At 72.1% G+C, this 22,028-nt stretch carries 23 protein-coding genes; 10 read left to right on the top strand and 13 right to left on the bottom strand.

Going from position 1 to position 22,028, the window contains the following annotated elements; all coding sequences use genetic code 11:
• Positions 1–57 precede the first annotated feature (57 nt).
• Entirely contained in the window at positions 58–642 is a 585-nt protein-coding gene (locus tag BG482_RS08185) for a suppressor of fused domain protein (protein WP_069768222.1), read from the bottom strand.
• Positions 643–1,198: 556 nt separating this feature from the next.
• Here BG482_RS08185 and BG482_RS08180 point away from each other — a divergent pair.
• Together BG482_RS08180 and BG482_RS08175 are read left to right on the top strand one after the other, a co-directional pair.
• Positions 1,199–2,329 carry a magnesium and cobalt transport protein CorA gene (locus tag BG482_RS08180; RefSeq protein WP_069768221.1) on the top strand — a complete coding sequence of 377 codons (1,131 nt, stop codon included), beginning with the start codon at positions 1,199–1,201 and terminating at the stop codon, positions 2,327–2,329.
• Positions 2,330–2,378: 49 nt separating this feature from the next.
• Positions 2,379–2,909 carry a hypothetical protein gene (locus BG482_RS08175; RefSeq protein WP_069768220.1) on the top strand — a complete coding sequence of 177 codons (531 nt, stop codon included), beginning with the start codon at positions 2,379–2,381 and terminating at the stop codon, positions 2,907–2,909.
• Between the two features lie 52 nt (positions 2,910–2,961).
• Here BG482_RS08175 and BG482_RS08170 read toward each other — a convergent pair whose 3' ends face one another.
• The gene (locus BG482_RS08170; protein WP_069768219.1) at positions 2,962–3,711 is read right to left on the bottom strand and encodes a hypothetical protein; all 750 of its coding nucleotides are present in this window, start codon (positions 3,709–3,711) and stop codon (positions 2,962–2,964) included.
• Between the two features lie 211 nt (positions 3,712–3,922).
• Between BG482_RS08170 and BG482_RS08165 the strand changes: the two genes are divergently transcribed.
• Genes BG482_RS08165 through BG482_RS08155 form a run of 3 tightly spaced genes read left to right on the top strand, consistent with a single transcriptional unit; the run spans position 3,923 to position 7,023 of the window.
• Complete coding sequence (locus tag BG482_RS08165; protein WP_069768218.1) at positions 3,923–5,233, top strand: magnesium transporter MgtE N-terminal domain-containing protein; 1,311 nt, start codon at positions 3,923–3,925, stop codon at positions 5,231–5,233.
• On the top strand, positions 5,223–5,846 hold the full coding sequence (locus tag BG482_RS08160; RefSeq protein ID WP_069768217.1) for a DUF1003 domain-containing protein: 624 nt from the start codon (positions 5,223–5,225) through the stop codon (positions 5,844–5,846). Before BG482_RS08165 ends, BG482_RS08160 begins: the two co-directional genes overlap by 11 nt.
• 43 nt (positions 5,847–5,889) lie before the next feature.
• Positions 5,890–7,023 (top strand): Mrp/NBP35 family ATP-binding protein, encoded by a 1,134-nt coding sequence (locus tag BG482_RS08155; RefSeq protein WP_069768216.1) that lies wholly within the window; start codon positions 5,890–5,892, stop codon positions 7,021–7,023.
• A gap of 127 nt (positions 7,024–7,150) precedes the next feature.
• On the opposite strand, the gene BG482_RS08150 is transcribed toward BG482_RS08155, so the two are convergent.
• The 5 genes from BG482_RS08150 to sigE all read right to left on the bottom strand — a co-directional run bounded on the left by BG482_RS08150 (position 7,151) and on the right by sigE (position 12,656).
• On the bottom strand, positions 7,151–7,810 hold the full coding sequence (locus BG482_RS08150; RefSeq protein ID WP_069768215.1) for a hypothetical protein: 660 nt from the start codon (positions 7,808–7,810) through the stop codon (positions 7,151–7,153).
• A 169-nt stretch (positions 7,811–7,979) separates the two neighbouring features.
• Complete coding sequence (locus BG482_RS08145) at positions 7,980–8,426, bottom strand: sec-independent translocase (RefSeq protein WP_069768214.1); 447 nt, start codon at positions 8,424–8,426, stop codon at positions 7,980–7,982.
• 220 nt (positions 8,427–8,646) lie between these two features.
• Positions 8,647–10,728, bottom strand: a complete 2,082-nt coding sequence (locus tag BG482_RS08140; RefSeq protein WP_069768213.1) for a trypsin-like peptidase domain-containing protein — start codon at positions 10,726–10,728, stop codon at positions 8,647–8,649.
• 156 nt (positions 10,729–10,884) lie between these two features.
• On the bottom strand, positions 10,885–11,874 hold the full coding sequence (locus BG482_RS08135; protein ID WP_069768212.1) for an anti-sigma factor: 990 nt from the start codon (positions 11,872–11,874) through the stop codon (positions 10,885–10,887).
• Positions 11,871–12,656, bottom strand: coding sequence for an RNA polymerase sigma factor SigE (sigE, locus tag BG482_RS08130; protein WP_256096296.1), 786 nt, complete (start codon positions 12,654–12,656; stop codon positions 11,871–11,873). The genes BG482_RS08135 and sigE overlap by 4 nt, the downstream gene beginning before the upstream one ends.
• 163 nt (positions 12,657–12,819) lie before the next feature.
• Between sigE and BG482_RS08125 the strand changes: the two genes are divergently transcribed.
• Positions 12,820–13,518, top strand: a complete 699-nt coding sequence (locus BG482_RS08125; protein ID WP_079141667.1) for an O-methyltransferase — start codon at positions 12,820–12,822, stop codon at positions 13,516–13,518.
• 196 nt (positions 13,519–13,714) lie between these two features.
• Here BG482_RS08125 and BG482_RS08120 read toward each other — a convergent pair whose 3' ends face one another.
• A complete protein-coding gene (locus BG482_RS08120) occupies positions 13,715–13,882 on the bottom strand; it encodes a DUF3117 domain-containing protein (protein ID WP_003966491.1) in 168 nt (55 codons plus the stop codon).
• Positions 13,883–14,262: 380 nt separating this feature from the next.
• On the opposite strand from BG482_RS08120, the gene BG482_RS08115 reads away from it, so the two are divergent.
• Complete coding sequence (locus BG482_RS08115) at positions 14,263–15,054, top strand: enoyl-CoA hydratase/isomerase family protein (RefSeq protein WP_069768209.1); 792 nt, start codon at positions 14,263–14,265, stop codon at positions 15,052–15,054.
• Positions 15,055–15,102: 48 nt separating this feature from the next.
• Here BG482_RS08115 and BG482_RS08110 read toward each other — a convergent pair whose 3' ends face one another.
• A complete protein-coding gene (locus tag BG482_RS08110; protein ID WP_069768208.1) occupies positions 15,103–15,690 on the bottom strand; it encodes a DNA-3-methyladenine glycosylase I in 588 nt (195 codons plus the stop codon).
• A complete protein-coding gene (locus BG482_RS08105) occupies positions 15,687–16,040 on the bottom strand; it encodes a DivIVA domain-containing protein (protein WP_069768207.1) in 354 nt (117 codons plus the stop codon). The genes BG482_RS08110 and BG482_RS08105 overlap by 4 nt, the downstream gene beginning before the upstream one ends.
• Before the next feature lie 130 nt (positions 16,041–16,170).
• On the opposite strand from BG482_RS08105, the gene folP reads away from it, so the two are divergent.
• Positions 16,171–17,031: a dihydropteroate synthase gene (folP, locus tag BG482_RS08100; RefSeq protein ID WP_069768206.1), complete on the top strand. Its 861-nt coding sequence runs from the start codon at positions 16,171–16,173 to the stop codon at positions 17,029–17,031.
• Positions 17,032–17,034: 3 nt separating this feature from the next.
• Here folP and BG482_RS08095 read toward each other — a convergent pair whose 3' ends face one another.
• Positions 17,035–17,793, bottom strand: a complete 759-nt coding sequence (locus BG482_RS08095; protein ID WP_069768205.1) for a TIGR00730 family Rossman fold protein — start codon at positions 17,791–17,793, stop codon at positions 17,035–17,037.
• A 107-nt stretch (positions 17,794–17,900) separates the two neighbouring features.
• A complete protein-coding gene (gene dapE / locus BG482_RS08090; RefSeq protein WP_069768204.1) occupies positions 17,901–18,980 on the bottom strand; it encodes a succinyl-diaminopimelate desuccinylase in 1,080 nt (359 codons plus the stop codon).
• 94 nt (positions 18,981–19,074) lie between these two features.
• On the opposite strand from dapE, the gene BG482_RS08085 reads away from it, so the two are divergent.
• The gene (locus BG482_RS08085; RefSeq protein WP_079141666.1) at positions 19,075–20,091 is read left to right on the top strand and encodes a heavy metal transporter; all 1,017 of its coding nucleotides are present in this window, start codon (positions 19,075–19,077) and stop codon (positions 20,089–20,091) included.
• A gap of 312 nt (positions 20,092–20,403) precedes the next feature.
• Complete coding sequence (locus tag BG482_RS08080; protein WP_069768202.1) at positions 20,404–20,853, top strand: ATP-binding protein; 450 nt, start codon at positions 20,404–20,406, stop codon at positions 20,851–20,853.
• Positions 20,854–20,928: 75 nt separating this feature from the next.
• On the opposite strand, the gene BG482_RS08075 is transcribed toward BG482_RS08080, so the two are convergent.
• Positions 20,929–22,023 (bottom strand): bifunctional succinyldiaminopimelate transaminase/glutamate-prephenate aminotransferase, encoded by a 1,095-nt coding sequence (locus BG482_RS08075; protein WP_069768201.1) that lies wholly within the window; start codon positions 22,021–22,023, stop codon positions 20,929–20,931.
• Positions 22,024–22,028: the final 5 nt, after the last annotated feature.

Here is a 22,028-nt window from a genome sequence, read left to right as displayed (position 1 = left end):
CCGGTCCGGTCAACTGATCTCTCCCGGAAGCGTGTTGGTGACGTTCCTCACGAAGCGTCAGTCGAGCGGGACGGATGTCCGGGACGGGTCCCGGAGGTCCGTCCCGTTCGTCAGCCACCGCTCCTGGAGCGCCTGGGCGCCGTGGACGCGCTTCCAGGCGGCCTCGTTGGGCGTCATGGGAAGCAGCGGCAGGAAACGGACCGGGTCGAGGGGCTCGTCGAGGTCGAGGTCCTCGACCAGACCGCCCGGCTCGGCGACCAGCACCGAGGTGAACGCAGCCCCGGGCCACAGCGGCTCGCCCACGTCGAGGGACGCCCCTGGAGCCACGACCACCCCCTCGACCTGCGGGGACGCCGCGAGCACGGCGAGCGGACGGAGCACCTTGCCGGTGTCGACGCCACCCGGCCGCACGGACAGGAGCAGCTCGGCGCGCGGGCCCCGGAGCGGATCGGCGAGCACCGCCGTGGGGTCGCTCATCGGCTGCGCGGACATGCCGAGCGTGGCGTAGCGGACGACATCGCCCTCGTGGAAGCGCAGCACCTCGACGCGGTCCGTGCCGAGGAAGGTGACCGCGGCGCGGGCGTCCGGCTCGCCCAGCGCGGTGCGCAAACGAGCCTCGACCAGAGGGAGAACATCAACCATGCGGCGAGCATAGAACTCGTCAGCGCGGGGCAAAGCAGCGCCTTGACACTTCAGGCGACTGGTACTCTGGCCCGGTGGTTCGGGGCAGGACGCGGTAGGCACCTCACAGGCTTTCAAGGCACTGAGAGGGCGGCCATCTCGCCTCGACGCAGACGAGACTCCCTTACGAGGGACCGGCTGGAGGAGGTGGGGCTGTCATGGATCGAAGTCACCCGTGCAGTACCACTCGCTCTTCCCGCCGCTGATACCGCTGCTCTGGCCTCTTCGCCTCCGGCTGGTCGCCGTCTGTCGCCTTCGTCTTCATGCGGAAGAGCACTTCGTTTCGTTTTTTGCCTGATCTGCCCGATCGGTCCGACCGATCCGATCTGCCAGATCACTCCGGTCTGATTCAGCAGCGAAGCTCGCCACCGCGACGGAGCGGTGCTCCCCGCTTTGTGGACGTGCCAAACCCTTTCCCAGCCTGAAGGCCGGGGAGACTCCCAGTCAGGACGTCCCCATTCCGGGCAGTTCCATCCGTCGTGGCGGTCTTTCTTTGCTCGTCGCGAAGGAGCCTGCCATGTCGATGATCCGCGACCTCCGTGCCGTCGTCCGCCCCGCCCGCCCCTCCCTGCGCAAGGGGGGCGGGCGTACGGACACCGGCGCCTACGACACCACCCGCGACCCCGGAACCCCGTCGGCCGTCGTCGACTGCGCCGTCTACCGCGACGGATCGCGCGTCGCGTTCCCGCAGGCGCCGACCCCGCAGGAGGCCATGCGCCAGGTGCGGCGCGACGGAGGCTTCGTGTGGATCGGCCTCCACGAGCCGACCGAGGCCGAATTCGCCGGTATCGCCAGCGAGTTCGGGCTGCACCCGCTGGCCGTGGAGGACGCGGTGCAAGCGCATCAGCGGCCCAAGCTGGAGCGCTACGACGACTCCCTCTTCACCGTCTTCAAGACCATCCACTACATCGAGCACGACCGGCTGACGGCCAACAGCGAGGTCGTCGAGACCGGTGAGGTCATGTGCTTCACCGGCAAGGACTTCTTCATCACCGTCCGGCACGGCGGCCAGGGCTCGCTGCGTGCACTGCGCCACCGCCTGCAGGACGACCCCGAGCTCCTCGCCAAGGGCCCCTCGGCGGTGCTGCACGCGATCGCCGACCACGTCGTCGACGGCTACATCGCGGTCGCGGACGCCGTGCAGGACGACATCGACGAGGTCGAGACCGAGGTGTTCTCGCCGGGCCGCAAGGGCACCCCGCGCGGCACGGACGCGAGCCGGATCTACCAACTCAAGCGCGAGGTGCTGGAGTTCAAGCGGGCGGTGTCGCCGCTGCTGCGGCCGATGCAGCTGCTGAGCGAGCGGCCGATGCGGCTGGTCGACCCCGACATCCAGAAGTACTTCCGGGACGTCGCCGACCACCTCGCCCGGGTCCAGGAGCAGGTCATCGGCTTCGACGAACTGCTCAACTCGATCCTGCAGGCCAACCTCGCACAGGCCTCCGTCGCGCAGAACGAGGACATGCGCAAGATCACGTCCTGGGCCGCCATCATCGCCGTGCCGACGATGGTGTGCGGGGTGTACGGGATGAACTTCGACTACATGCCGGAACTGCACTGGAAGTACGGCTACCCCGTGGTCATGTCGGCCATGGTGGCCCTCTGTGTGGGCATCCACCGCACGCTGAAGCGCAACGGCTGGCTGTGAGGACATCGCCGAGGACCCGCCCGGACGGCCCACGGATAGGCTGGGCGGCATGACAAGCGAGCTGCTCGGACAGGCCCTCGTCGACCGGACCCTCCTCGAGGAGGCCACCAAGAAGTCCGGCCTCGTCTGGGTCCGGGGCGCGGACGGGGCGGCCGCGCGGGCACTGTGGCACGTGTGGCACGACGGCGCCGCCTGTCTGGTCGGCGACGGGCCCGGCGAGCAGCCGCTGCCGGGACTCGTCGAGGGCGGCTCGGCCGAGGTCACCGTCCGCAGCAAGGACAAGGGCGGCCGGCTGGTGACCTGGACGGCGAAGGTCGCCGAGCTCGCGCCCGGCTCCGAAGCCTGGGAGGCGGCCGTCGCCGAGCTCAAGGGCAAGCGGCTGAACGCGCCCGACGGCGAAGCCATGACCGAACGCTGGGCGCGTGAGTGCCGGGTGCTCCGCCTGGAGCCGACCGGCGCCACCTCGCCGCTCCCGCAGGGGAGTCTCGCCGCCCGGCCCGTCCCCACCCCGGCCACCACACGCGAGCCGGCGCCCGCCGGACTGCCGAAGCTGCTCCTGCGCCGACGCAGACGGAAGTAGCGGTCACCCGCTCACGACCCCGGGAGCTGCCGCTCACGTCGGGAGCTGCCGGTCACGACGTCGGGAGCTGCTTGCCGTAGTCCACCGTGTCGTCCTTCGCCGGCTCCTCCAGGGCGAAGTCCTTGCCCCAGGAGGAGAAGCGCAGCGTCCCGGCGCCGCCCGCGCGTTCCAGCAGCAGGGGATACGGCTTGCCCTCCAGCGACACGTCCAGCGTGCCGCCGGAGCCGCCGTCGCCGGTGATGCGGATCGTGCGCACCCCGGACTGCTCGTGGTGACCGTCGGTGGCCAGCGCGCCGTGCAGCGTCAGCAGACCGTCGAGGAGGAGGTCCTTGTCCGTGAACCCGCTGAACTTCTTGTACGAGGGGTCGCCCGTCGGCACCTTGACGTACTTGCCGTCGAGTTTGCCGGCGGCCGCCGCGTCGGAGCCGTCGCCGGACGTGCCGTCCTCCTTCTTCCAGAACGCCGCGTCCGCCTTGAGGAACAGCTGCTCGCCTACCCGCAGCAGATGGAAGGTGGCCCCCTGCGCGGTGACCGACCCGGCGCCTCCGTCCGCCTTCAGGCTCATCTCGAGCTTGTACGTGCGCCCGCTGGTGACGACGCTCCCCGACATCCGCACCGCGTCCACGGAACCGGCGGCCGCCTTGGTCTTCTCCTGGATCTGCGCGGCGGACAGCTTGCCCACCCCGTTCGTCCCCTCGTCCGGATCCTCACTGCACCCGGCCAGTCCCATGCCCACGACCAGTGCGCACATCGCGCTCACCAGCGGGGTCCGGCGAGTACGGCCCTGGGGGATCGCAGTCACAGGGAAGGCTGCCTTTCTGCGGGGGTGTGCCGAGCGGCGTACGGCAGCGTACCGGGGTCGCGGAGGCCGGGCGGAGCCAGTCCGTCCGGACGCCCCACCAGGGCGTATCCGATCGGGACGGGCTAGCCTGAAGCCCGCACGAGCGGGCAATTGGGAAAAGAGCATCACCGGCAACAGCGCGCACCGGCGCGAACGACAAGGAGGGGCGGTCATGGCAGCGGGAGCCCCCCGGATCTTCGTCTCGCATCTCTCGGGCATCCCCGTGTTCGATCCGAACGGCGACCAGGTGGGCCGCGTGCGCGAACTCGTCGTCGTGCTGCGCGTGCGGCGGCGGCCGCCGAGAGTGCTGGGGCTGGTCGTCGAACTGTCCACCCGGCGCCGGATCTTCCTGCCCATGACCCGGGTGACCGGCGTCGAGTCCGGTCAGGTCATCACCACCGGCGTGCTCAACGTCCGCCGCTTCGAGCAGCGGCCCACCGAGCGTCTGGTGTTCGGGGAGCTGCTCGACCGGCGGGTCACGCTCGTCGAGACCGGCGAGGAGGTCACCGTCCTCGACGTGTCGGTGCAGCAGCTGCCGGCCCGCCGCGACTGGGAGATCGACCGGGTCTTCGTCCGCAAGGGCAAGAAGGCGACGGCCTTCCGGCGGGCCAAGGGCGAGACGCTGACCGTGGAGTGGTCGGCGGTGACCGGGTTCTCGCTGGAGGAGCACGGGCAGGGCGCGGAGAGTCTGCTGGCCACGTTCGAGCAGCTGCGCCCCGCCGACCTGGCCAACGTCCTGCACCACCTCTCCGCGAAGCGGCGCGCCGAGGTGGCCGCCGCCCTCGACGACGACCGCCTGGCCGACGTCCTGGAGGAGTTGCCGGAGGACGACCAGATCGAGATCCTCGGCAAGCTGAAGGAGGAGCGCGCGGCGGACGTCCTGGAGGCGATGGACCCCGACGACGCGGCCGACCTGCTCTCCGAGCTCCCGGAGGAGGACAAGGAGCGGCTGCTGAGTCTGATGCAGCCCGACGACGCGGCCGACATGCGGCGCCTGATGGCGTACGAGGAGCACACGGCGGGCGGCCTGATGACCACCGAGCCGATCGTCCTGCGCCCCGACGCCACCGTCGCCGACGCCCTTGCCAGGGTGCGCAACCCGGACCTCTCCCCCGCGCTCGCCGCGCAGGTCTACGTCTGCCGCCCGCCCGACGAGACCCCGACCGGCAAGTACCTGGGCACGGTCCACTTCCAGCGGCTCCTGCGCGATCCTCCGTACACGCTGGTCAGTTCGATCCTCGACGACGATCTGCAGGCCCTGGCGCCGGACGCCGCCCTGCCGGTCGTCGCCGGGTTCTTCGCGACGTACGACATGGTCGCGGCGCCCGTGGTGGACGAGGCGGGCTCGCTCCTCGGTGCGGTGACCGTGGACGACGTCCTGGACCACATGCTGCCGGAGGACTGGCGGGAGACGGAGTTCCACCTGGAGAACGAGCCGGCGGCCGAGCCCGAGACCGAGGGGGCCGGTCCGCATGGCTCCTGAACGCGAGAGCGCGGGCCGCGAGCGCGCCCAGGCCGGCGCGGGCCGCGAGCGCACCCCCACGGGCGCCACGGCGAGCGGCCGCACCCGGGCCCGGCTGGACCAGCCGCGGTCGCCCCGGCACCGGATCCTGCCCGAGTGGGACCCGGAGGCCTTCGGACGGCTGTCGGAGCGCATCGCGCGCTTCCTGGGCACCGGCCGGTTCATCGTCTGGATGACGGTCGTCATCATCGCCTGGGTCCTGTGGAACATCTTCGCCCCGCCGGATCTGCGGTTCGACAACTATCCGTTCATCTTCCTGACCCTGATGCTGTCGCTGCAGGCCTCCTACGCGGCCCCGCTGATCCTGCTCGCGCAGAACCGGCAGGACGACCGCGACCGGGTCAACCTGGAACAGGACCGCAAGTCCAACGAGCGGTCCATCGCCGACACCGAGTACCTGACCAGGGAGATCGCCGCCCTGCGCATCGGTCTGGGCGAAGTCGCCACCCGGGACTGGATCCGCTCCGAACTTCAGGACATGGTCAAGGAGCTGGAGGAACGGTGGGACGGTCACCGCGAACATGCCGTATTCCCGGCAGAACGGTCGCGGGGACGTGACGTAGACGACCGGTGATGGGCTTACCGGGGTTCCCGCAGGTCGCCGTACCATCGTCTCTATGGCTAGCGAAGACGCGGTGCGCGAGGCACTGGCGACGGTGAACGACCCCGAGATCAACCGGCCCATCACCGAACTCGGGATGGTGAAGTCGGTGGAGATCGCCGCGGACGGGGCGGTCGCGGTCACCGTGTACCTGACGGTCTCCGGCTGCCCGATGCGCGAGACGATCACGCAGCGGGTGACCGACGCGGTCTCCGCGGTGGAGGGCGTCACCCGCGTCGACGTCACCCTCGACGTGATGAGCGACGAACAGCGCAAGGAGCTGGCGAACGCCCTGCGCGGCGGCCAGACCGAGCGCGAGGTCCCCTTCGCCAAGCCGGGCTCGCTGACCCGCGTGTACGCGGTCGCCTCCGGCAAGGGCGGCGTCGGCAAGTCGTCGGTGACGGTGAACCTGGCGGCGGCGATGGCGGCCGACGGCCTGAAGGTGGGTGTGGTCGACGCCGACATCTACGGTCACAGCGTGCCCCGCATGCTGGGCGTGGAGGGCCGTCCCACCCAGGTCGAGAACATGATCATGCCGCCGTCCGCGAACGGCGTGAAGGTCATCTCCATCGGCATGTTCACACCGGGCAACGCCCCGGTCGTCTGGCGCGGCCCGATGCTCCACCGCGCGCTCCAGCAGTTCCTCGCGGACGTCTACTGGGGTGACCTGGACGTCCTCCTCCTGGACCTGCCGCCCGGCACGGGCGACATCGCGATCTCCGTGGCCCAGCTGGTCCCGAACGCCGAGATCCTGGTCGTGACGACCCCGCAGCAGGCGGCGGCCGAGGTCGCCGAGCGGGCCGGCTCCATCGCCGTGCAGACCCACCAGAAGATCGTCGGCGTGGTCGAGAACATGTCCGGCCTGCCCTGCCCGCACTGCGGGGAGATGGTCGACGTCTTCGGCACCGGCGGCGGCCAGACGGTGGCCGACGGCCTGACCCGCACGACCGGCGCGAACGTCCCGGTCCTCGGCTCCATCCCGATCGACGTCCGGCTGCGCGAGGGCGGCGACGACGGCAGGCCGGTCGTCCTGACCGACCCCGAGTCCCCCGCGGGCTCAGCGCTGCGCGCCATCGCCGGCAAGCTGGGCGGCCGGCAGCGCGGCCTGTCGGGCCTGTCGCTGGGCATCACCCCGCGCAACAAGTTCTAGCGCGACGAGTTCTGGAAGGACCCGGCCCGCTCGCGGGTCCCCGTCCTTCGCTCCGCTTCGCGACAGTGGGGGCGCCGTCCGTGCAGGGACGGCGCCCCCACTGTCACAGGGCTCGGGCGTACCGCCGTCAGGCGTACGTCTCGATGTCCTTGATCATGGCGAAGCCGAGGCCGTACGCGCTCATGCCCCTGCCGTACGCGCCCACGTGCACCCCTTGCGAGGTCGAACCGGCCAGCACCCAGCCGAACTCGGACTCGCGGTAGTGGAACGGGGTCGGCACACCGTCGACCGGCAGGGACAGCGTGGACCAGTCCGGGCCGGCGAGGTCGTCGGCGAGGACCCACGCCGTCTCGGTCTGCTGGTCCAGCCAGTCGTCGCGCAGGCTGTGGTCCATCTGGCCCGGCCAGGTGAAGGACAGCAGGCCCACCCCGGCGAGCCAGGCCGCCGACGACACGGACGTCGCCTCCAGCAGTCCGGTGCCGTCCGCACTGCGCCGTACCGGGTTCGCGGCGACGGTCACGACGACCGCGAACTTCCCGCGGTCCTCGCCGGCCGTCTCGTGCCGCACCGAGGGCTCGTCCCCGTGCCCGATGGAACCGTGCTCGACGGCCCCGTCGGCGGCCGTGCCCACCTGCATCAGCCAGCGCGGCCCCGTGAAGGCCTCGTCGAGGCCGTACCAGGGGAAGGGTGCCTCCAGGTAGCCGTCGACCGTGCGCCGTGCGGAGGGGACCTGCTGCCCGTCCTCCGCGGCCGGCGTCTGCGCGACTGCCCGACTCGTCGTCTCCATGTGCCCGGACGCCTCCTCGTTCTCGACGGAACGGCCGGCCCGCCCCCCTTCGGGCGTACTCGTCCGCTCCGCACAACAACCAGGCAGCATAGCCACCCCGCTCCGGGCTGCCGGGAATCCACCCGGCGCGTGGAGCGTGCGTCCCCTCACATCGGGGATCGCCGACGGCTCAGGTGGCGTCCGCGTCGAAGGGCGGACGGTCGTCCTCGCCCGGCTTCTCGGGGCGCTTGGTCATGTCGACGCGCGCGCCGCCCGACGCGCCCGCGGAACCCGACGCGGAGGGGGCGTCCGTGTCGCGGCTGTGGACCGCGTCCGTGACGTCGGCCATCTCCTTCTTCAGGTCGAAGCCGTTGCGGATCTCCTTCAGCCCCAGCTCGTCGTTGTCCAGCTGCTTGCGGATGAACGTCTTGGGGTTGAGGTCCTCGAACTCGAAGTCCTTGAACTCCGGGCCCAGTTCGCTGCGGATGTCCGCCTTGGCGCTCTCCGAGAACTCACGGATCTTCCGGACGGTGCGCATCACGTCCTGGATGACCTTCGGGAGCTTGTCAGGACCGAAGACGAGCACGGCCAGGACGATGATCGTCACCAGCTCGAGCGGTCCTATGTCATTGAACACCTGAAGCTCCTTGCGATGTCCGCGGTCCTCGGCCCTCGGCCCTCAGTGGTCAGTTCGGGTCTTCCGCGGTCCGGGCCGGGTCCACGGTACCTGTCACACCTGTCCGACCGGTACCGTCCCGAGGCCTCCGACCGGGTGTACACGGCCGAGTTTCCGCGTTGTTTGCCTTGCGGGGCCGGATTTCGGGGTCCGACCTGTGATGTTCGCGTCCGTCGCCGCCTCAGCCGCCGTCGGACGAGCCGAGAACGAGGCTGAGCGTGCGCTCCCGCCCGGCCCGCTCGACCGTCAGCTCCAGACGGTCGCCCGGACGGTGGGCGCGGGTCCTGACGATCAGCTCCCCACCGGTGTGGACACGCCGGCCGTCGACCTCGGTGATGACGTCGCCCGCTTTGATCCCGGCCCGGTCGCCGGGGCCGCCGGGCGTGACCGGGGAGTCTCCGTCGGTGCCCGTGGCACTGACGAGGGCGCCGTCCCCGGTGTAGTCCAGGTCGAGGCTGACTCCGATGACCGGGTGGATCGCCCTGCCCGTGTTGATCAGTTCCTCCGCCACGCGTCTGCCCAGGTTGATCGGGATGGCGAAACCCAGGCCGATCGAACCGCCCTGGGCGTCGGACGTGTCGGTGCCGTCGGCGCCGGACCGGATGGCGGAGTTGACGCCGATGACCCGGCCCCGCGCGTCGAGGAGGGGGCCGCCGGAGTTGCCGGGATTGATCGGCGCGTCGGTCTGGAGGGCGTCCACGTACGAGACGTCGCTCGTGTCGCCGCTCCCGCCGTCGGCGACGACGGGCCGCTCCCTGGCGCTGATGATGCCGGAGGTGACCGTGCCCTCCAGGTCGAACGGCGCGCCGATGGCGACGACCGGGTCGCCGACCCGGACGTCGTCGGAGTTGCCGAGGGAGAGGGGCCTGAGGCCCTTCACCCCGGTCACCCGCACCACGGCCAGGTCGTAGCCGCTGTCCCGGCCGACGACCTCGGCCTTGACGGTCTGCCCGCCGTCGAAGACGACGGATATCCCGCCGCCGCTCCTGGCCGACTCGACCACGTGGTTGTTGGTGAGGATGTAGCCGCGGGAGTCGAGGACGAACCCGGTTCCGGTGCCGGACTCGTCGCCGCCGCTGACGTGCAGGGTGACGACGCCTGGCAGGGCCCGCGCGGCGACCCCGGCCACGCCGTCGGCGGCCCGCCCGGTGGGTTCCGGGGAGGCCTGCGGCAGCCGTATCGGGCGCAGCCCGCCGTTGCGCTCCAGATAGGTGCCGACGGCTCCGCCGAGCCCGCCGGCGACGAGCGCGACGGCCACAGCACCGACGACGAGCTTCCCGCGCGCCTGCCGACGCCACTGGGCCTCGCCGACGGACTCCACCCCGGTGGAACCCGCGAACGGTTCCGCGGACCAGGGGTCGTAACGCCGCCAGGGACCTGCGGCAGCGAAGGAGGTAGAGGGGGCGGGGGAAGAGGGGAGCGCGGGATCGGGTGCAGGGGCGGGGGGCCCGATGGGCAGGGGCCCTGGCGGTGCCTCCGGTCCAGCGGGATGCGCGGCCGCGTGGGGTGCGACCTCGGCTCCGGGGGCCGGGTCCCCGGTCCCGGGCGCCGGAACGGGAACGGACGCGACCGCCGGGTGCTGCACCGGGGGTGCGGGAGCCCAGGGACCGGGCTCCCCGTACGGCGGGGTGCTGTAGGGATCGGGATCGTGCAACGGCCCCACCCTGCCCCGCGCGCCCACTCCCGGGGCAGGGTCGAGAGGATCGCAGGGAGCGTCGGGAGCGTGGGGAGCGTCGGGAGCCGGCACATCGCGGGTGTCCACGGGGAGGGCATCAGCGAGGACGGGCCCGGACGGGGCGCCCTCGCCGTCGGCGGAACCCGCGTCTACCAGGGCGCCGCCGGCGGAGTCGGCGGCGGGGGAGCCGCCCGCACGGGGGTCGACCCCGTTCTCCGGGTCCACCGGGCCCGGTATCGCCCCGCCCTCCGCGATTCCCGCGCCCTCGGTGTCCCTCGGACTCTCCGAGTGCTCGATGTCGTCCGGGTCGGCTGTGTGCTGGACGCCGCTCGTCTCCGGGACAGTCGCCGGGCGGCTCAGTTCGTAGTCGCCGTCGTCGACGGCGGCGGGGGTGGGGGTGGGGGTGAGGGCGGGGGCGGGGGCGGGGTTCGGGCGGGCCAGTTCGAAGTCGCCGTCGGCCGGGCCGGGCACCGAGCTCGCGGACTCGGCCCTCGGGTCGTCGGCGCGGTCCTCAGAGTCCTGTCGTGTCGGCGACGGCTGTCGAGGCAGGCTCCACCACTTCGCCTTCGTGGGCTTTCCCTCGTCCATGCTCTCTCCCCCACTCGAGCCGACCACGGCGTCGAACCGGTGGCGCACCGCGCCCTCGGCCCCGCCCGGCGCACTCCGCCGTCGCGCCCGGCTGCCTGGCAGGACGCGGTCCAACGCGATTCAACCAGGTTCGCCGGGCGCGGCGCAGAGTGCGGGTCAGCGGGTGTGCCGCCCGGGAGGGAGGGCAGAAGAGCGGCTGGGAGCGGACGTGGTGAGGGGGACGGGTGCGGCGAGCAGACCGGGACCGGCGAGCTTGGCGCCGGTGGCGGTCCAGGCGCTCAGGGAGACCGGGGAATTCGTGTCGAGCGGACGTATCAACGGAGACATGACCGCGGCGCCGGCCACCATGGGCGTGGTCAGCCGGTGCAGGGCCTGTTCCACCGGACCGCCGGGCTGAGCGGGCATCCCCGGCAGCAGCGGCGCCGACACCTCCGTCGGGCTGACCGGGGTGTCGCCGAGTTGGCCGCCCTGGGAGAGCAGAGGGCCGACGGCACGGCGGCGTTGGGTCTCCGCCGTCGCGGAGCCCGCGCCCGGGGTGCGGGCCGGTGTCACATTGCTTCCGGAGCCCGACCCGGCACGGCCGTCCGCGGTCGTGTCGACCGGGGCGACAGTGGTCATGCCGCCCAGCGCGATCGCGGCCAGCGACACCGCGCCGGCGGCGACGAACGCGAACCGCATGCCTCGCGACCGCTCGGCGTCGTGCCGGTCGCCTGCGCGGCCGACGGGATGGATGCGGAAGCCGCGGTCCGAGGCGGGAGAGAGGACGGAGCCATGGGCCCGAGGAGGCGCATAGCGGAACTCGAAGGGCTCGTCCCGTCTCGTGCCCCTCACTCCGAAGACTCCGTCGGCGAAGCCTCCCCCGCCCAGCGGCGTTCCACCACCGTCGGAGTCGCCTCCCGCGGGGAGCCCCTGAAGGCGGGCCAGAAAGCTTTCCGAGGGGGCGGGCGGGGCGACCTCGGCGAAGACGTTCTTCAGCCGGCGTTGGGCGTCGACCTCCGTCTTGCACTTCGGGCAGGTCGCCACGTGTGCGAGCACCCGCTCGCGGGTGTCGTGACCGAGCTCGCCGTCCACCAGGGCCGAGAGCCGGTCGCCGAGATGCTGCTCCGCGAGGAGCCGCTCGGCTGCGTCGTGTCGGGATCCACTCACGCGGTCGCGCCCCCTCCTCCCAGTGCGGGCACACGGGCCACGAAGGAACGACGTCCGGCGCGGGCCTCGGGCGCACGGTGTGCGAGGGCCTTGCGCAGCTGCGAACGGCCACGGTGGATGCGCGAGCGGACCGTGCCCAGCTTGACGCCGAGGGTCGCGGCGATCTCCTCGTAGGAGAGCCCCTCGATGTCGCACAGCACGACCGCGGCGCGGAACTCCGGCGCGAGGGTGTCGAGGGCCTGCTGGACGTCCGCGTCGAAGTGGGCGTCGTTGAAGGCCTGCTGCGGGGTGGGCTCCTTGCTGGGCAGCCGCTCGGCCGCGTCGTCGCCGAGCGCGTCGAAGCGGATGCGCTGCTTGCGGCGGACCATGTCCAGGAAGAGGTTGGTCGTGATGCGGTGCAGCCAGCCCTCGAAGGTGCCCGGCGTGTACGTCGACAGGGAACGGAAGACGCGGACGAAGACCTCCTGGGTGAGGTCCTCGGCGTCGTGCTGGTTGCCGGTCAGCCGGTAGGCGAGCCGGTAGACCCGGCCGCTGTGCATACTGACGATCTCCTCCCACGTGGGCGGAGTCCACGCCTGCCCGTCCGCGTCGGTGGTGAAGGTCGCGGTCTGGGCTGGGCCGACGGCGATGCCGGCGGAGTGGCTGGGGTCAGCAGCGGTGTCGTTCACGGATCTCGGCCTGCCTGCCGACCCGAGAAAGCGCCGCAGCACTCCTCCCCGATCCACAGGTGCGGCCGCACCTCCCCTGTCGGCATTGGTGGTGTCCAGTGGAGCCCCTACCATAGCCACCTCGCCCGTTAGCTCCGGATAAGCGGTTTTACGAGAATTTGATCTGTGCCCGCACCGCTCGTGCGACTGCGTCAGCACCTGCTCGGCGCCCTGTCCCACGTCGTGATCCAACCGTGTCCCCCCGTAGTCGTTCCCACCCCTTCAAACGCCCGGTCCCATCTGCGGGTTCCCGGCGGCAACGGATACAGTCACGCCCAGGCAACCACGGGGACAGGAGAGGGTCATTACCGGCAACCGGCAGGCAAGCTGGGCGTTCGCCGACGCCTATGCCGCCGAGGACGAAGCGCTGCGCTGGGCCCGCGACCGGGCCCGCGAGGCAGGGCTGCGCTCGGTGTCGCCCAGCACGGGCGCCGCGCTGCGGATGCTCGCCGCCACCGTGGACGCGAAGGCGGTCGCCGAGATCGGCACCGGCACCGGCGTCTCCGGGATCCACCTGCTGCACGGTATGCGCCCGGACGGCGTCCTGACGACCGTGGACCCCGAGCCGGAGCACCAGCAGTTCGCCCGGCAGGCCTTCCGCGCCTGCGGCTTCGCCAGCAACCGGGCCCGGTTCATCCCGGGCCGCGCGCTCGACGTCCTGCCCCGTCTCGCGGACTCCGGCTATGACCTGGTCTTCTGTGACGGTGATCGGCTGGAGCTGCTGGAGTACCTCGCTGAATCGTTGCGCCTGCTGCGTCCGGGTGGGCTGGTCGTCTTCGAGGGCGTCTTCGCCAACGGCCGCACGGTCGATTCGGGGCCGCAGCCCACGGAGGTCATACGCATCCGGGAGCTGCTGCGGGCGGTGCGCGAGAGCCAGGAGCTGGTGACGTCGCTGCTGCCGGTGGGCGACGGGCTCCTGTGCGCGGTCAAGCGCTGAGGCGCTGAGAGGTTCGGGCCCGGGCGTTGGGCCTTTCGGGCCGAGCGGCCACGGCGAACCCCGGAAGACCCCGGGAAATCCCTAGGAAGGCTCCTGGAAATCCCCGGTGAAGACCCTGGTGGGAACCCGGGAAAAACAACCGCTCCGGTACCCGAGAAGGACACCGGAGCGGTCGAAAGTGCAGGGTCGCTTCGCGTCAGCCGACGACCTTCTTCAGGGCGTCGCCGAGCGCGTCGGCCTCGTCAGGGGTCAGCTCGACGACGAGCCGCCCGCCGCCTTCGAGCGGAACGCGCATGACGATGCCCCGCCCCTCCTTGGTCACCTCGAGCGGGCCATCACCCGTTCGCGGCTTCATGGCCGCCATGCTCGTTCCCCTTCCTGAAACCAGCTCATCGCCAAAGCCGACGGCCCCTGAAGGGCAGCCGCGATCCAGCGTGGGACCCGCGGCACCGGCATCGAACACATTGCTTCCAGGCCATTATCCCGCATCTCAGGACCCGATGACCAACATCAGTCGGCATCGCTTGGGCAACGCGCGCGAGCAAAACCACTCAATTCGGCGATGTGGCTGCGATACTGCGCGGCCGCACGCGCTTCCGGCCGCCGGAATCCGTCCCGAATTGTTTGACGCAGGTCACACGTCGGGTCCGGTCCTCGGCCGGTGATCTCCGCCATGCTGTCCTCGTACAAGGGGCGTACCGACCGGTAGGACGTCCCAGCCGCGACACGGAGGGGAAGAACGCCATGGTCGACACCGTGCTCTACGAGGTGAGTGACGGGCTCGCGACGATCACGCTGAACCGCCCCGAGGCGATGAACGCGCTGAACATCGCGACCAAGGTCGCCCTCCGGGACGCGGTGCGGTCCGCGGCCTCCGACGACGCCGTACGGGCCGTGCTGCTGACCGCCGCCGGCGAGCGGGCGTTCTGCGTGGGGCAGGACCTCAAGGAGCACATCGGTCTGCTGGCCGAAGGCTCGAAGCAGGTCATGAGCACGGTCGCGGAGCACTACAACCCGATCGTGCGCGCGCTGACGGAGGCGCCGAAGCCGGTGGTGGCCGCGGTCAACGGGGTCGCCGCGGGCGCCGGCCTCGGTTTCGCGCTGGCCGCGGACTACCGCGTCGTGGCCGACACGGCGTCCTTCAACACCTCCTTCGCGGGTGTCGCGCTCACCGCCGACTCCGGCGTCTCGTGGACGCTGCCCCGGGTGATCGGGCCGGGCCGCGCCGCCGATCTGCTGCTCTTCCCGCGCAGCATCAAGGCCCAGGAGGCGTACGAGCTGGGCATCGCGAGCCGGATCGTGCCTGCGGACGCGCTGCGCGCGGAGGCGGAGAAGGTGGCCCGGGCCCTCGCCGCGGGGCCGACGGTGGCCTACGCGGCGATCAAGGAGGCCGTCGCCTACGGGTCGGCGCACACCCTCTCCGAGACGCTGGACAAGGAGGACGAGCTGCAGACGCGGGCCGGGGCCTCCGAGGACCACGCGATCGCGGTGCGGGCGTTCGTCCAGAAGGAGACCCCGAAGTACCTGGGCCGCTGACGCCGGCTGCCGTCGCGGGGGTGGGCATGGGACGGTCGCCCGCCCCCGTCAGGCGGCGCTTCTCCTCACGCAAGACGCCAGGTGGTCGTCGACCAGACCGCATGCCTGCATCAACGCGTACGCCGTCGTCGGCCCGACGAAGCGCAGGCCCCGCTTCTTCAGCGCCTTGGACAGGGCCGTCGACTCGTCCGTGACGGCCGGGACGTCCGCCAGGGTCTTCGGCGCCGGCCGGCCGGCCCGGTCGGGGGCGTGCGACCAGATCAGCTCGTCCAGGTCGCCCGGCGCCCACTCGGCCAGCACGCGCGCGTTGGCGAGGGTGGCGTCGATCTTGGCCCGGTTGCGGATGATGCCCGGGTCGGTCAGGAGGCGTTCGCGGTCCTCGTCGGTGAAGACGGCGACCGAGGCGATCTCGAAGCCGGCGAAGGCGGCGCGGAACCCGGCGCGGCGGCGCAGGATCGTGATCCAGGACAGGCCCGACTGGAAGGCTTCCAGGCTGAGCCGTTCGAACAGCGCGTCGTCGCCGTGGACCGGGCGGCCCCACTCCTCGTCGTGGTACGTGACGTAGTCCGGCGTGGACAGGGCCCAGGGGCAGCGCAGCGCGCCGTCCGCCCCCGCGAGGGCGGTGCCGTCGCTCACTGCTGGTCCTCGGGGGTCTGCTTCTCCATGGAGACGTGGGGCGCGGCCGGGGCCTGCGCGCCGGCCAGGGCCGACTCCAGGTCGGCGATGCGGGCGTCGCGCTCGGCGAGTTCGGCGGCGAGACGGTTCAGGGCGTCGTCGACGTCGGCCATGCGGTAGCCGCGGGCGCTCAGCGGGAAGCGCAGGCGGTCGACATCGGAACGGTCGACCGGGCGGTCCGCGGGCAGCGGGTCGTGCAGACGCTCGGGGGCGACCTCCGGCAGCGGGCCGGTGCCCTCGCCGCCGCCCACCACGGCGAGTGTCACCGCGGCGACCACGACGGCGAGCGCGATGACCAGGAACAGGAACATAACCATCGGTGGGTCTCCACACTCGGTGTGCTCGGAGCGGATGTGTGTGGGTCCGATCGTGCCATGCGGGTCCGACAGTTAGGGTCGCAGGCGGCGGAAGTGCAGGACGTACTAGGAGAGGTCACAGGGGATGCTCAGGCTGGGCAGGCGTGAATTCGGCGCGCACGAGCCGGTGATCATGGCGATCGTCAACCGGACCCCGGACTCCTTCTACGACCAGGGTGCGACCTTCCGGGACGAACCGGCCCTCGCGCGCGTGGAGCAGGCGGTGGCGGAGGGCGCGGCCGTCATCGACATCGGCGGGGTGAAGGCCGGGCCCGGTGAAGAGGTGACCGCGCAGGAGGAGGCCCGGCGGACCGTCGGTTTCGTGGCCGAGGTGCGGCGGCGCTTCCCGGACGTCGTCATCAGCGTGGACACCTGGCGGGCGGAGGTCGGGGAGGCGGTCTGCGAGGCCGGCGCCGACCTGCTGAACGACGCGTGGGGCGGGGTGGATCCGCGGCTGGCGGAGGTCGCGGCGCGCCACGGGGCCGGCCTGGTGTGCACGCACGCGGGCGGCGCGCAGCCGCGGACGCGTCCGCACCGGGTGACGTACGACGACGTCATGGCCGACATCCTGCGGGTGACGGTGGGGCTGGCGGAGCGGGCCGCGGGGCTGGGGGTGCCGCGGGAGTCGATCCTGATCGATCCGGGGCACGACTTCGGCAAGAACACCCGGCACGGCCTGGAGGCGACCCGGCGGCTCGGGGAGATGGTGGAGACGGGGTGGCCGGTGCTGGTGTCCCTGTCCAACAAGGACTTCGTCGGCGAGACGCTGGACCGGCCGGTGAAGGAGCGGGTGGTCGGCACGCTGGCCACGACCGCGGTGTCCGCGTGGCTCGGGGCGCAGGTGTACCGGGTGCACGAGGTGGCGGAGACGCGGCAGGTGCTCGACATGGTCGCGTCGATCGCGGGCCACCGGCCCCCGGCGGTGGCGCGCCGGGGGCTCGCGTAGGCCCTAGCGGGCGGCCTCCTTGGAGACCAGGGCCACGGCCTCGTCCACGTCGTCCGTGACGTGGAAGAGGAGGAGGTCCTTCTCGGCCGCCTTGCCCTGGGCGATCAGGGTGTTCTTGAGCCAGTCGATCAGACCGCCCCAGTACTGGGTGCCGAAGAGGACGATGGGGAAGCGGGTGACCTTCTGGGTCTGGACGAGGGTGAGGGCCTCGAAGAGCTCGTCCAGGGTGCCGAGGCCGCCGGGGAGGACGACGAAGCCCTGCGCGTACTTCACGAACATCATCTTGCGGACGAAGAAGTAGCGGAAGTTCAGGCCGATGTCGACGTAGGGGTTGAGCCCCTGTTCGAAGGGCAGCTCGATGCCGAGGCCGACGGACGTGCCGCCCGCCTCGCTCGCGCCCTTGTTGGCCGCCTCCATCGCGCCCGGGCCGCCGCCCGTGATCACGGCCCAGCCGGCGTCGACGAGGGCGCCGCCGAGCCGTACGCCCGCCTCGTACTCCGGGGAGCCGACCGGTGTGCGGGCAGAGCCGAACACGCTGATCGCCGGGGGGAGTTCGGCGAGGGTGCCGAACCCCTCGATGAACTCCGACTGGATCCGCAGCACTCGCCAGGGGTCCGTGTGCACCCAGTCCGAGGGGGCCCGTTCGTCCAGCAGCCGCTGGTCCGTCGTGCTCGCCTGCACCTGGTCCCGGCGTCGCAGGACGGGGCCCAGACGCTGTTCGTCCGGTGGCTGCTTCTTTCCCTCGGGGTTCCCTGTAGGCATGGTGAACTCCCTCCGCTTCGTTCGTTCCACCTCAGCGTAGATCCACGCGGGTTACGGGCGGGGGACGTCGGCGTGTCCGCCGCGAACCGCCCTCGGCCGGCGCCGGCTCAGGCGGTGAGCCAGGCCCTCAGCCGCTCCTCGCCGGCCAGGATCTTGGCCGTCTCCACGCGTTCGTCCCGCTTGTGCGCCAAGTGCGGGTTGCCGGGGCCGTAGTTGACGGCGGGCACGCCCAGTGCGGAGAAGCGGCTGACGTCCGTCCAGCCGTACTTGGGCAGGGGGGTTCCGCCGACCGCCTCGATGAAGGCGGCGGCCGCGGGGTGGGAGAGGCCGGGCAGCGCGGCGGGGCTGTGGTCGTCGACCACGAACTCCGCCACCGCGCAGTCGGCGAACACGTCGCGGACGTGGGCGACGGCCTCCTCCTCGCTGCGGTCGGGCGCGTAGCGGAAGTTGACGGTGACCACGCACTCGTCGGGGATGACGTTGCCGGCGACGCCGCCCGTGACGCCGACCGCGTTGAGGCCCTCGCGGTACTCCAGTCCGTCGATGACGGGGTGGCGCGGCTCGTAGGCGGCCAGGCGGGCCAGGATCGGGGCGGCCGCGTGGATCGCGTTGGACCCCATCCAGCCGCGTGCCGAGTGGGCCCGCTCGCCCTTGGTCTTCAGCAGGACCCGCAGGGTGCCCTGGCAGCCGCCCTCGACCTGCCCGTCGGAGGGTTCGAGGAGCACCGCGAAGTCGCCGGCCAGCCACTCGGGGTGGGCCTCGGCCACGTGCTTGAGGCCGTTGAGGTGGGCGGCGACCTCCTCGTTGTCGTAGAAGACGAAGGTCAGGTCGCGGTTGGGCGCCGGTACCGTCGCCGCGATGCGCAGCTGGACCGCCACCCCCGACTTCATGTCACAGGTGCCGCAGCCCCACAGGACCCCGTCCTCGTCCAGCCTCGACGGGACGTTGTCGGCGATCGGCACGGTGTCGATGTGGCCGGCCAGGACGACGCGCTCCGCGCGGCCCAGGTTCGTGCGGGCGATCACGTTGTTGCCGTGGCGGTCCACCGTCAGGTGGGGAAGTGCGCGCAGTGCGGTCTCGATCGCGTCCGCGAGCGGCTTCTCGTCGCCGCTCTCCGAACGGAAGTCGACGAGCCACGCGGTGAGCGCCGCGGCGTCCAGGGTGAGGTCAAGCGGGGTGTCGGCCATGCGGTCGACCCTAACGCGCCTGTCGAGCGCCCCCTCTTCCCCGCCCGTGCGCACACCCCTCCTGCTCCTGCGTACTCTCCAGTACCTTGTACGCGTGCCAGAGCCGTCGCCTTCCCCCAAGCGCCGCGGCCGCCTCCTCCGTTTCGGGGCGGCCTGCGTGGTCCTGTCCGCCGTCGCGGGTTACGCCGTGGTCCAGTACGTCTCCGGCGGGACGGGAGATCCCGGCTGCCGGGTCGTCTCCGGCGACGCCGGCGGGGCGACGTACGAGTTCTCGCCGGAGCAGGCGGTGAACGCGGCCACGATCGCCGCCGTCGGCACCGACCGGGCCATGCCCGAGCGGGCCGTGGCCATCGCTCTCGCGACCGCAATCCAGGAGTCGGGTCTGCGCAACCTCGCCCATGGCGACCGTGACTCGCTCGGCCTGTTCCAGCAGCGGCCCTCGCAGGGCTGGGGCACCGAGCAGCAGGTCACGGACCCGGCGTACGCGGCGGACGTCTTCTACAAGCACCTCGCCAAGGTCCACGACTACGCCGAGCTCCCGCTGACGGTCGCCGCGCAGCGCGTGCAGCGCAGCGGGTACCCGGAGGCGTACGCCAAGCACGAGCAGGACGCCGTGCTGCTGGCCGCCGCGCTGACCGGGACCTCGGCGGCGACGCTCACCTGTGACGGCCGCTCGCGGGCCACGGCGGCCACCGGACCGGCGGCGGTGCGGGCGGCGTTGACCCGTGACTTCGGGCGCGGCACGCTGCGGCAGGAGGGCGCGAAGACCGGCTCGCAGACCGGCGCGGGCGCGGGCGCGCGGAAGACCTCGTCGGCCGCCGCCGGGGTCCCCCTCGCCGAGACCTCCGGGCGGGTCCTGACGCTGCCCGTGTCCGAGGACACCACCGCGGGCGGGCGCAGCGTCGGCGAGCGCGGTTGGCAGCTGGCCCACTGGGCGGTGGCCAACGCCTCGGCGCTGCGGATCGAGCGCGTCGCGTACGCGGGCCGGGAGTGGGTCTCCGGGAACACCGACAGCCGGTGGCGGGCGACCGGTTCCACCAGCGCGGAGGCCGCCGGGGGTTCGGCGGCGGGCGGCGGGGCGGACAGCGTGCGGATCGTCACCGAGCAGTAGTACGGGTCTTCACCCGTCCGGGTCGTGTGCGGGGGGTTCGTACGGCCGGGTGCTCAGGTTTTCGCGCCGTCACCCCCGCAGGCCGGGAATCCCTTGAGGACAAAGGGCCGCACCGGTTTGGCGGACTTTCACATCGGGCGGTCTTTGCCCGTTTTTATCCGCAGCCGATAATGCGACGCATTGCCAACTCTTTACGTCGGCCGTGCGCAACCTTCGCGGGCTCCGAGCGGTAGTCACTGCGTCCGGGCCCGGACAGACAGACAGTCACAGCAGTCACAGACAGTCCTTGTTCTCTCCCGTCGAAGGAGCATCATGTCTCTCCCCCTGACCCGCCGGATCGCCCGTGCCGCGCTGCTCGTCGCTGCAGGAGCGGCCGCCGGGGTCGGTGTGGCCGGCTCCGCCAGTGCGGCCCCCAGCCTTCCCGCCGCTCCGAACCTCGGCGGGCTGACCGCCCTGGACGGGGCGAGCGTCGGCAACACGGTCGACGGCGCGGCGCAGAACGTGACCGGACTCGCGGGTGAGGCCGGCGGCAAGACCGTGCAGAAGGCGGTCCCGGCCGCGGGCAAGACCGGCGGCAAGGCCGTGCAGAAGGCGGCGCCGGCGGCGCAGAAGACGGCCGGCGAGGCGGCGGGCTCCGCCGGGGACCTCCTCGGGGACACCGCGTCGACCGCCACGAAGGGCGGGCTGCCGACCGACTCCCTCACCAAGGGCGGGCTGCCCGGCGCGCAGACGCTGCCGGTGAAGAGCCTGCCGCTCGGCTAGTGCCCGGCCCGACCGCGTGAGCTGCGACGGGGCCCGGGGGTTCGCCCCCGGGCCCCGTCGCTTCGCGGGAAACGGCTACAGGCGCTCCACGGCCGCTCGCACCCGCTCGTCCGTCGCCGTGAGGGCCACGCGCACGAACCGCTCGCCCGCCTCGCCGTAGAAGTCGCCGGGGGCCACCAGGATGCCCCGGGCGGCCAGGTCGGCGACCGTGGTCCAGCAGGACTCGTCCCGCGTCGCCCAGAGGTACAGGCTGGCCTCGCTGTGCTCGATGCGGAAGCCGTGGGACAGCAGTGCGTCGCGCAGCAGGGTGCGGCGGGCCGCGTAGCGTTCGCGCTGCTCGCGGACGTGGACGTCGTCGCCGAGGGCCGCCACGACCGCCGCCTGGGTGGGCGCCGAGGTCATCATGCCGCCGTGCTTGCGGATCTCCAGCAGGGGCCCGAGGACGGCCGGGTCGCCCGCCAGGAAGGCCGCCCGGTAGCCGGCCAGGTTCGATCGCTTGGAGAGCGAGTGCACCGCGACGACGCCCTCGTACGAGCCGCCGTTGACGTCCGGGTGGAGGACCGAGACCGGGTCCGCCTCCCAGCCCAGCTCCAGGTAGCACTCGTCGGAGAAGACCAGCACCCCGTGACGCCTCGCCCAGGCGACGATCGAGGTCAGCTCCGCCTTGGACAGGACCCGTCCCGTGGGGTTGGACGGCGAGTTCAGCCAGAGCAGCCTGAGGTCGGTCGGGTCCAGGGTCGTGGGGTCGTCGTAGACCTCGTACCGCGCGCGGGCCAGCCGTGCGCCCACCTCGTACGTCGGGTAGGCCAGCCGCGGGAAGGCCACCCGGTCGCCGGGGCCGAGCCCGAGCTGGGTCGGGAGCCAGGCCACCAGCTCCTTGGAGCCGACGATCGGCAGGACATGGCGGTGGGTGACCTCGCGGGCGCCCAGACGGCGCTCCACCCAGCCGGTGATCGCGTCCCGCAGGGCCGGGGTGCCCCAGACGGTCGGGTAGCCCGGCGAGTCCGCAGCGTCGATCAGGGCCTTCTGGATCAGGTCGGGAACCGGGTCGACCGGGGTGCCGACGGAGAGGTCGACGATGCCGTCCGGGTGCGCTGCGGCCGTCTTCTTGTACGGCTCCAGCTTGTCCCAGGGGAAGGTGGGAAGACGGTCGGAGACTGCGGAGGACACGGTGA

The sequence above is a fragment of the Streptomyces sp. LUP30 genome, from assembly GCF_001746365.1.
Classification (GTDB): Bacteria; Actinomycetota; Actinomycetes; order Streptomycetales; family Streptomycetaceae; genus Streptomyces.
This window is presented reverse-complemented; position numbering and strand designations above follow the sequence as displayed.

What these genes read in the sequence shown, in the direction of transcription:
- BG482_RS08185 (WP_069768222.1), bottom strand. Translation starts at nt 642, where the DNA reads ATGGTTGATGTTCTCCCTCTGGTCGAGGCTCGTTTGCGCACCGCGCTG.
- BG482_RS08180 (WP_069768221.1), top strand. Translation starts at nt 1,199, where the DNA reads ATGTCGATGATCCGCGACCTCCGTGCCGTCGTCCGCCCCGCCCGCCCC.
- BG482_RS08175 (WP_069768220.1), top strand. Translation starts at nt 2,379, where the DNA reads ATGACAAGCGAGCTGCTCGGACAGGCCCTCGTCGACCGGACCCTCCTC.
- BG482_RS08165 (WP_069768218.1), top strand. Translation starts at nt 3,923, where the DNA reads ATGGCAGCGGGAGCCCCCCGGATCTTCGTCTCGCATCTCTCGGGCATC.
- BG482_RS08160 (WP_069768217.1), top strand. Translation starts at nt 5,223, where the DNA reads ATGGCTCCTGAACGCGAGAGCGCGGGCCGCGAGCGCGCCCAGGCCGGC.
- BG482_RS08155 (WP_069768216.1), top strand. Translation starts at nt 5,890, where the DNA reads ATGGCTAGCGAAGACGCGGTGCGCGAGGCACTGGCGACGGTGAACGAC.
- BG482_RS08150 (WP_069768215.1), bottom strand. Translation starts at nt 7,810, where the DNA reads ATGGAGACGACGAGTCGGGCAGTCGCGCAGACGCCGGCCGCGGAGGAC.
- BG482_RS08140 (WP_069768213.1), bottom strand. Translation starts at nt 10,728, where the DNA reads ATGGACGAGGGAAAGCCCACGAAGGCGAAGTGGTGGAGCCTGCCTCGA.
- sigE (WP_256096296.1), bottom strand. Translation starts at nt 12,656, where the DNA reads ATGGTAGGGGCTCCACTGGACACCACCAATGCCGACAGGGGAGGTGCG.
- BG482_RS08120 (WP_003966491.1), bottom strand. Translation starts at nt 13,882, where the DNA reads ATGGCGGCCATGAAGCCGCGAACGGGTGATGGCCCGCTCGAGGTGACC.
- BG482_RS08115 (WP_069768209.1), top strand. Translation starts at nt 14,263, where the DNA reads ATGGTCGACACCGTGCTCTACGAGGTGAGTGACGGGCTCGCGACGATC.
- BG482_RS08105 (WP_069768207.1), bottom strand. Translation starts at nt 16,040, where the DNA reads ATGTTCCTGTTCCTGGTCATCGCGCTCGCCGTCGTGGTCGCCGCGGTG.
- folP (WP_069768206.1), top strand. Translation starts at nt 16,171, where the DNA reads ATGCTCAGGCTGGGCAGGCGTGAATTCGGCGCGCACGAGCCGGTGATC.
- BG482_RS08095 (WP_069768205.1), bottom strand. Translation starts at nt 17,793, where the DNA reads ATGCCTACAGGGAACCCCGAGGGAAAGAAGCAGCCACCGGACGAACAG.
- dapE (WP_069768204.1), bottom strand. Translation starts at nt 18,980, where the DNA reads ATGGCCGACACCCCGCTTGACCTCACCCTGGACGCCGCGGCGCTCACC.
- BG482_RS08080 (WP_069768202.1), top strand. Translation starts at nt 20,404, where the DNA reads ATGTCTCTCCCCCTGACCCGCCGGATCGCCCGTGCCGCGCTGCTCGTC.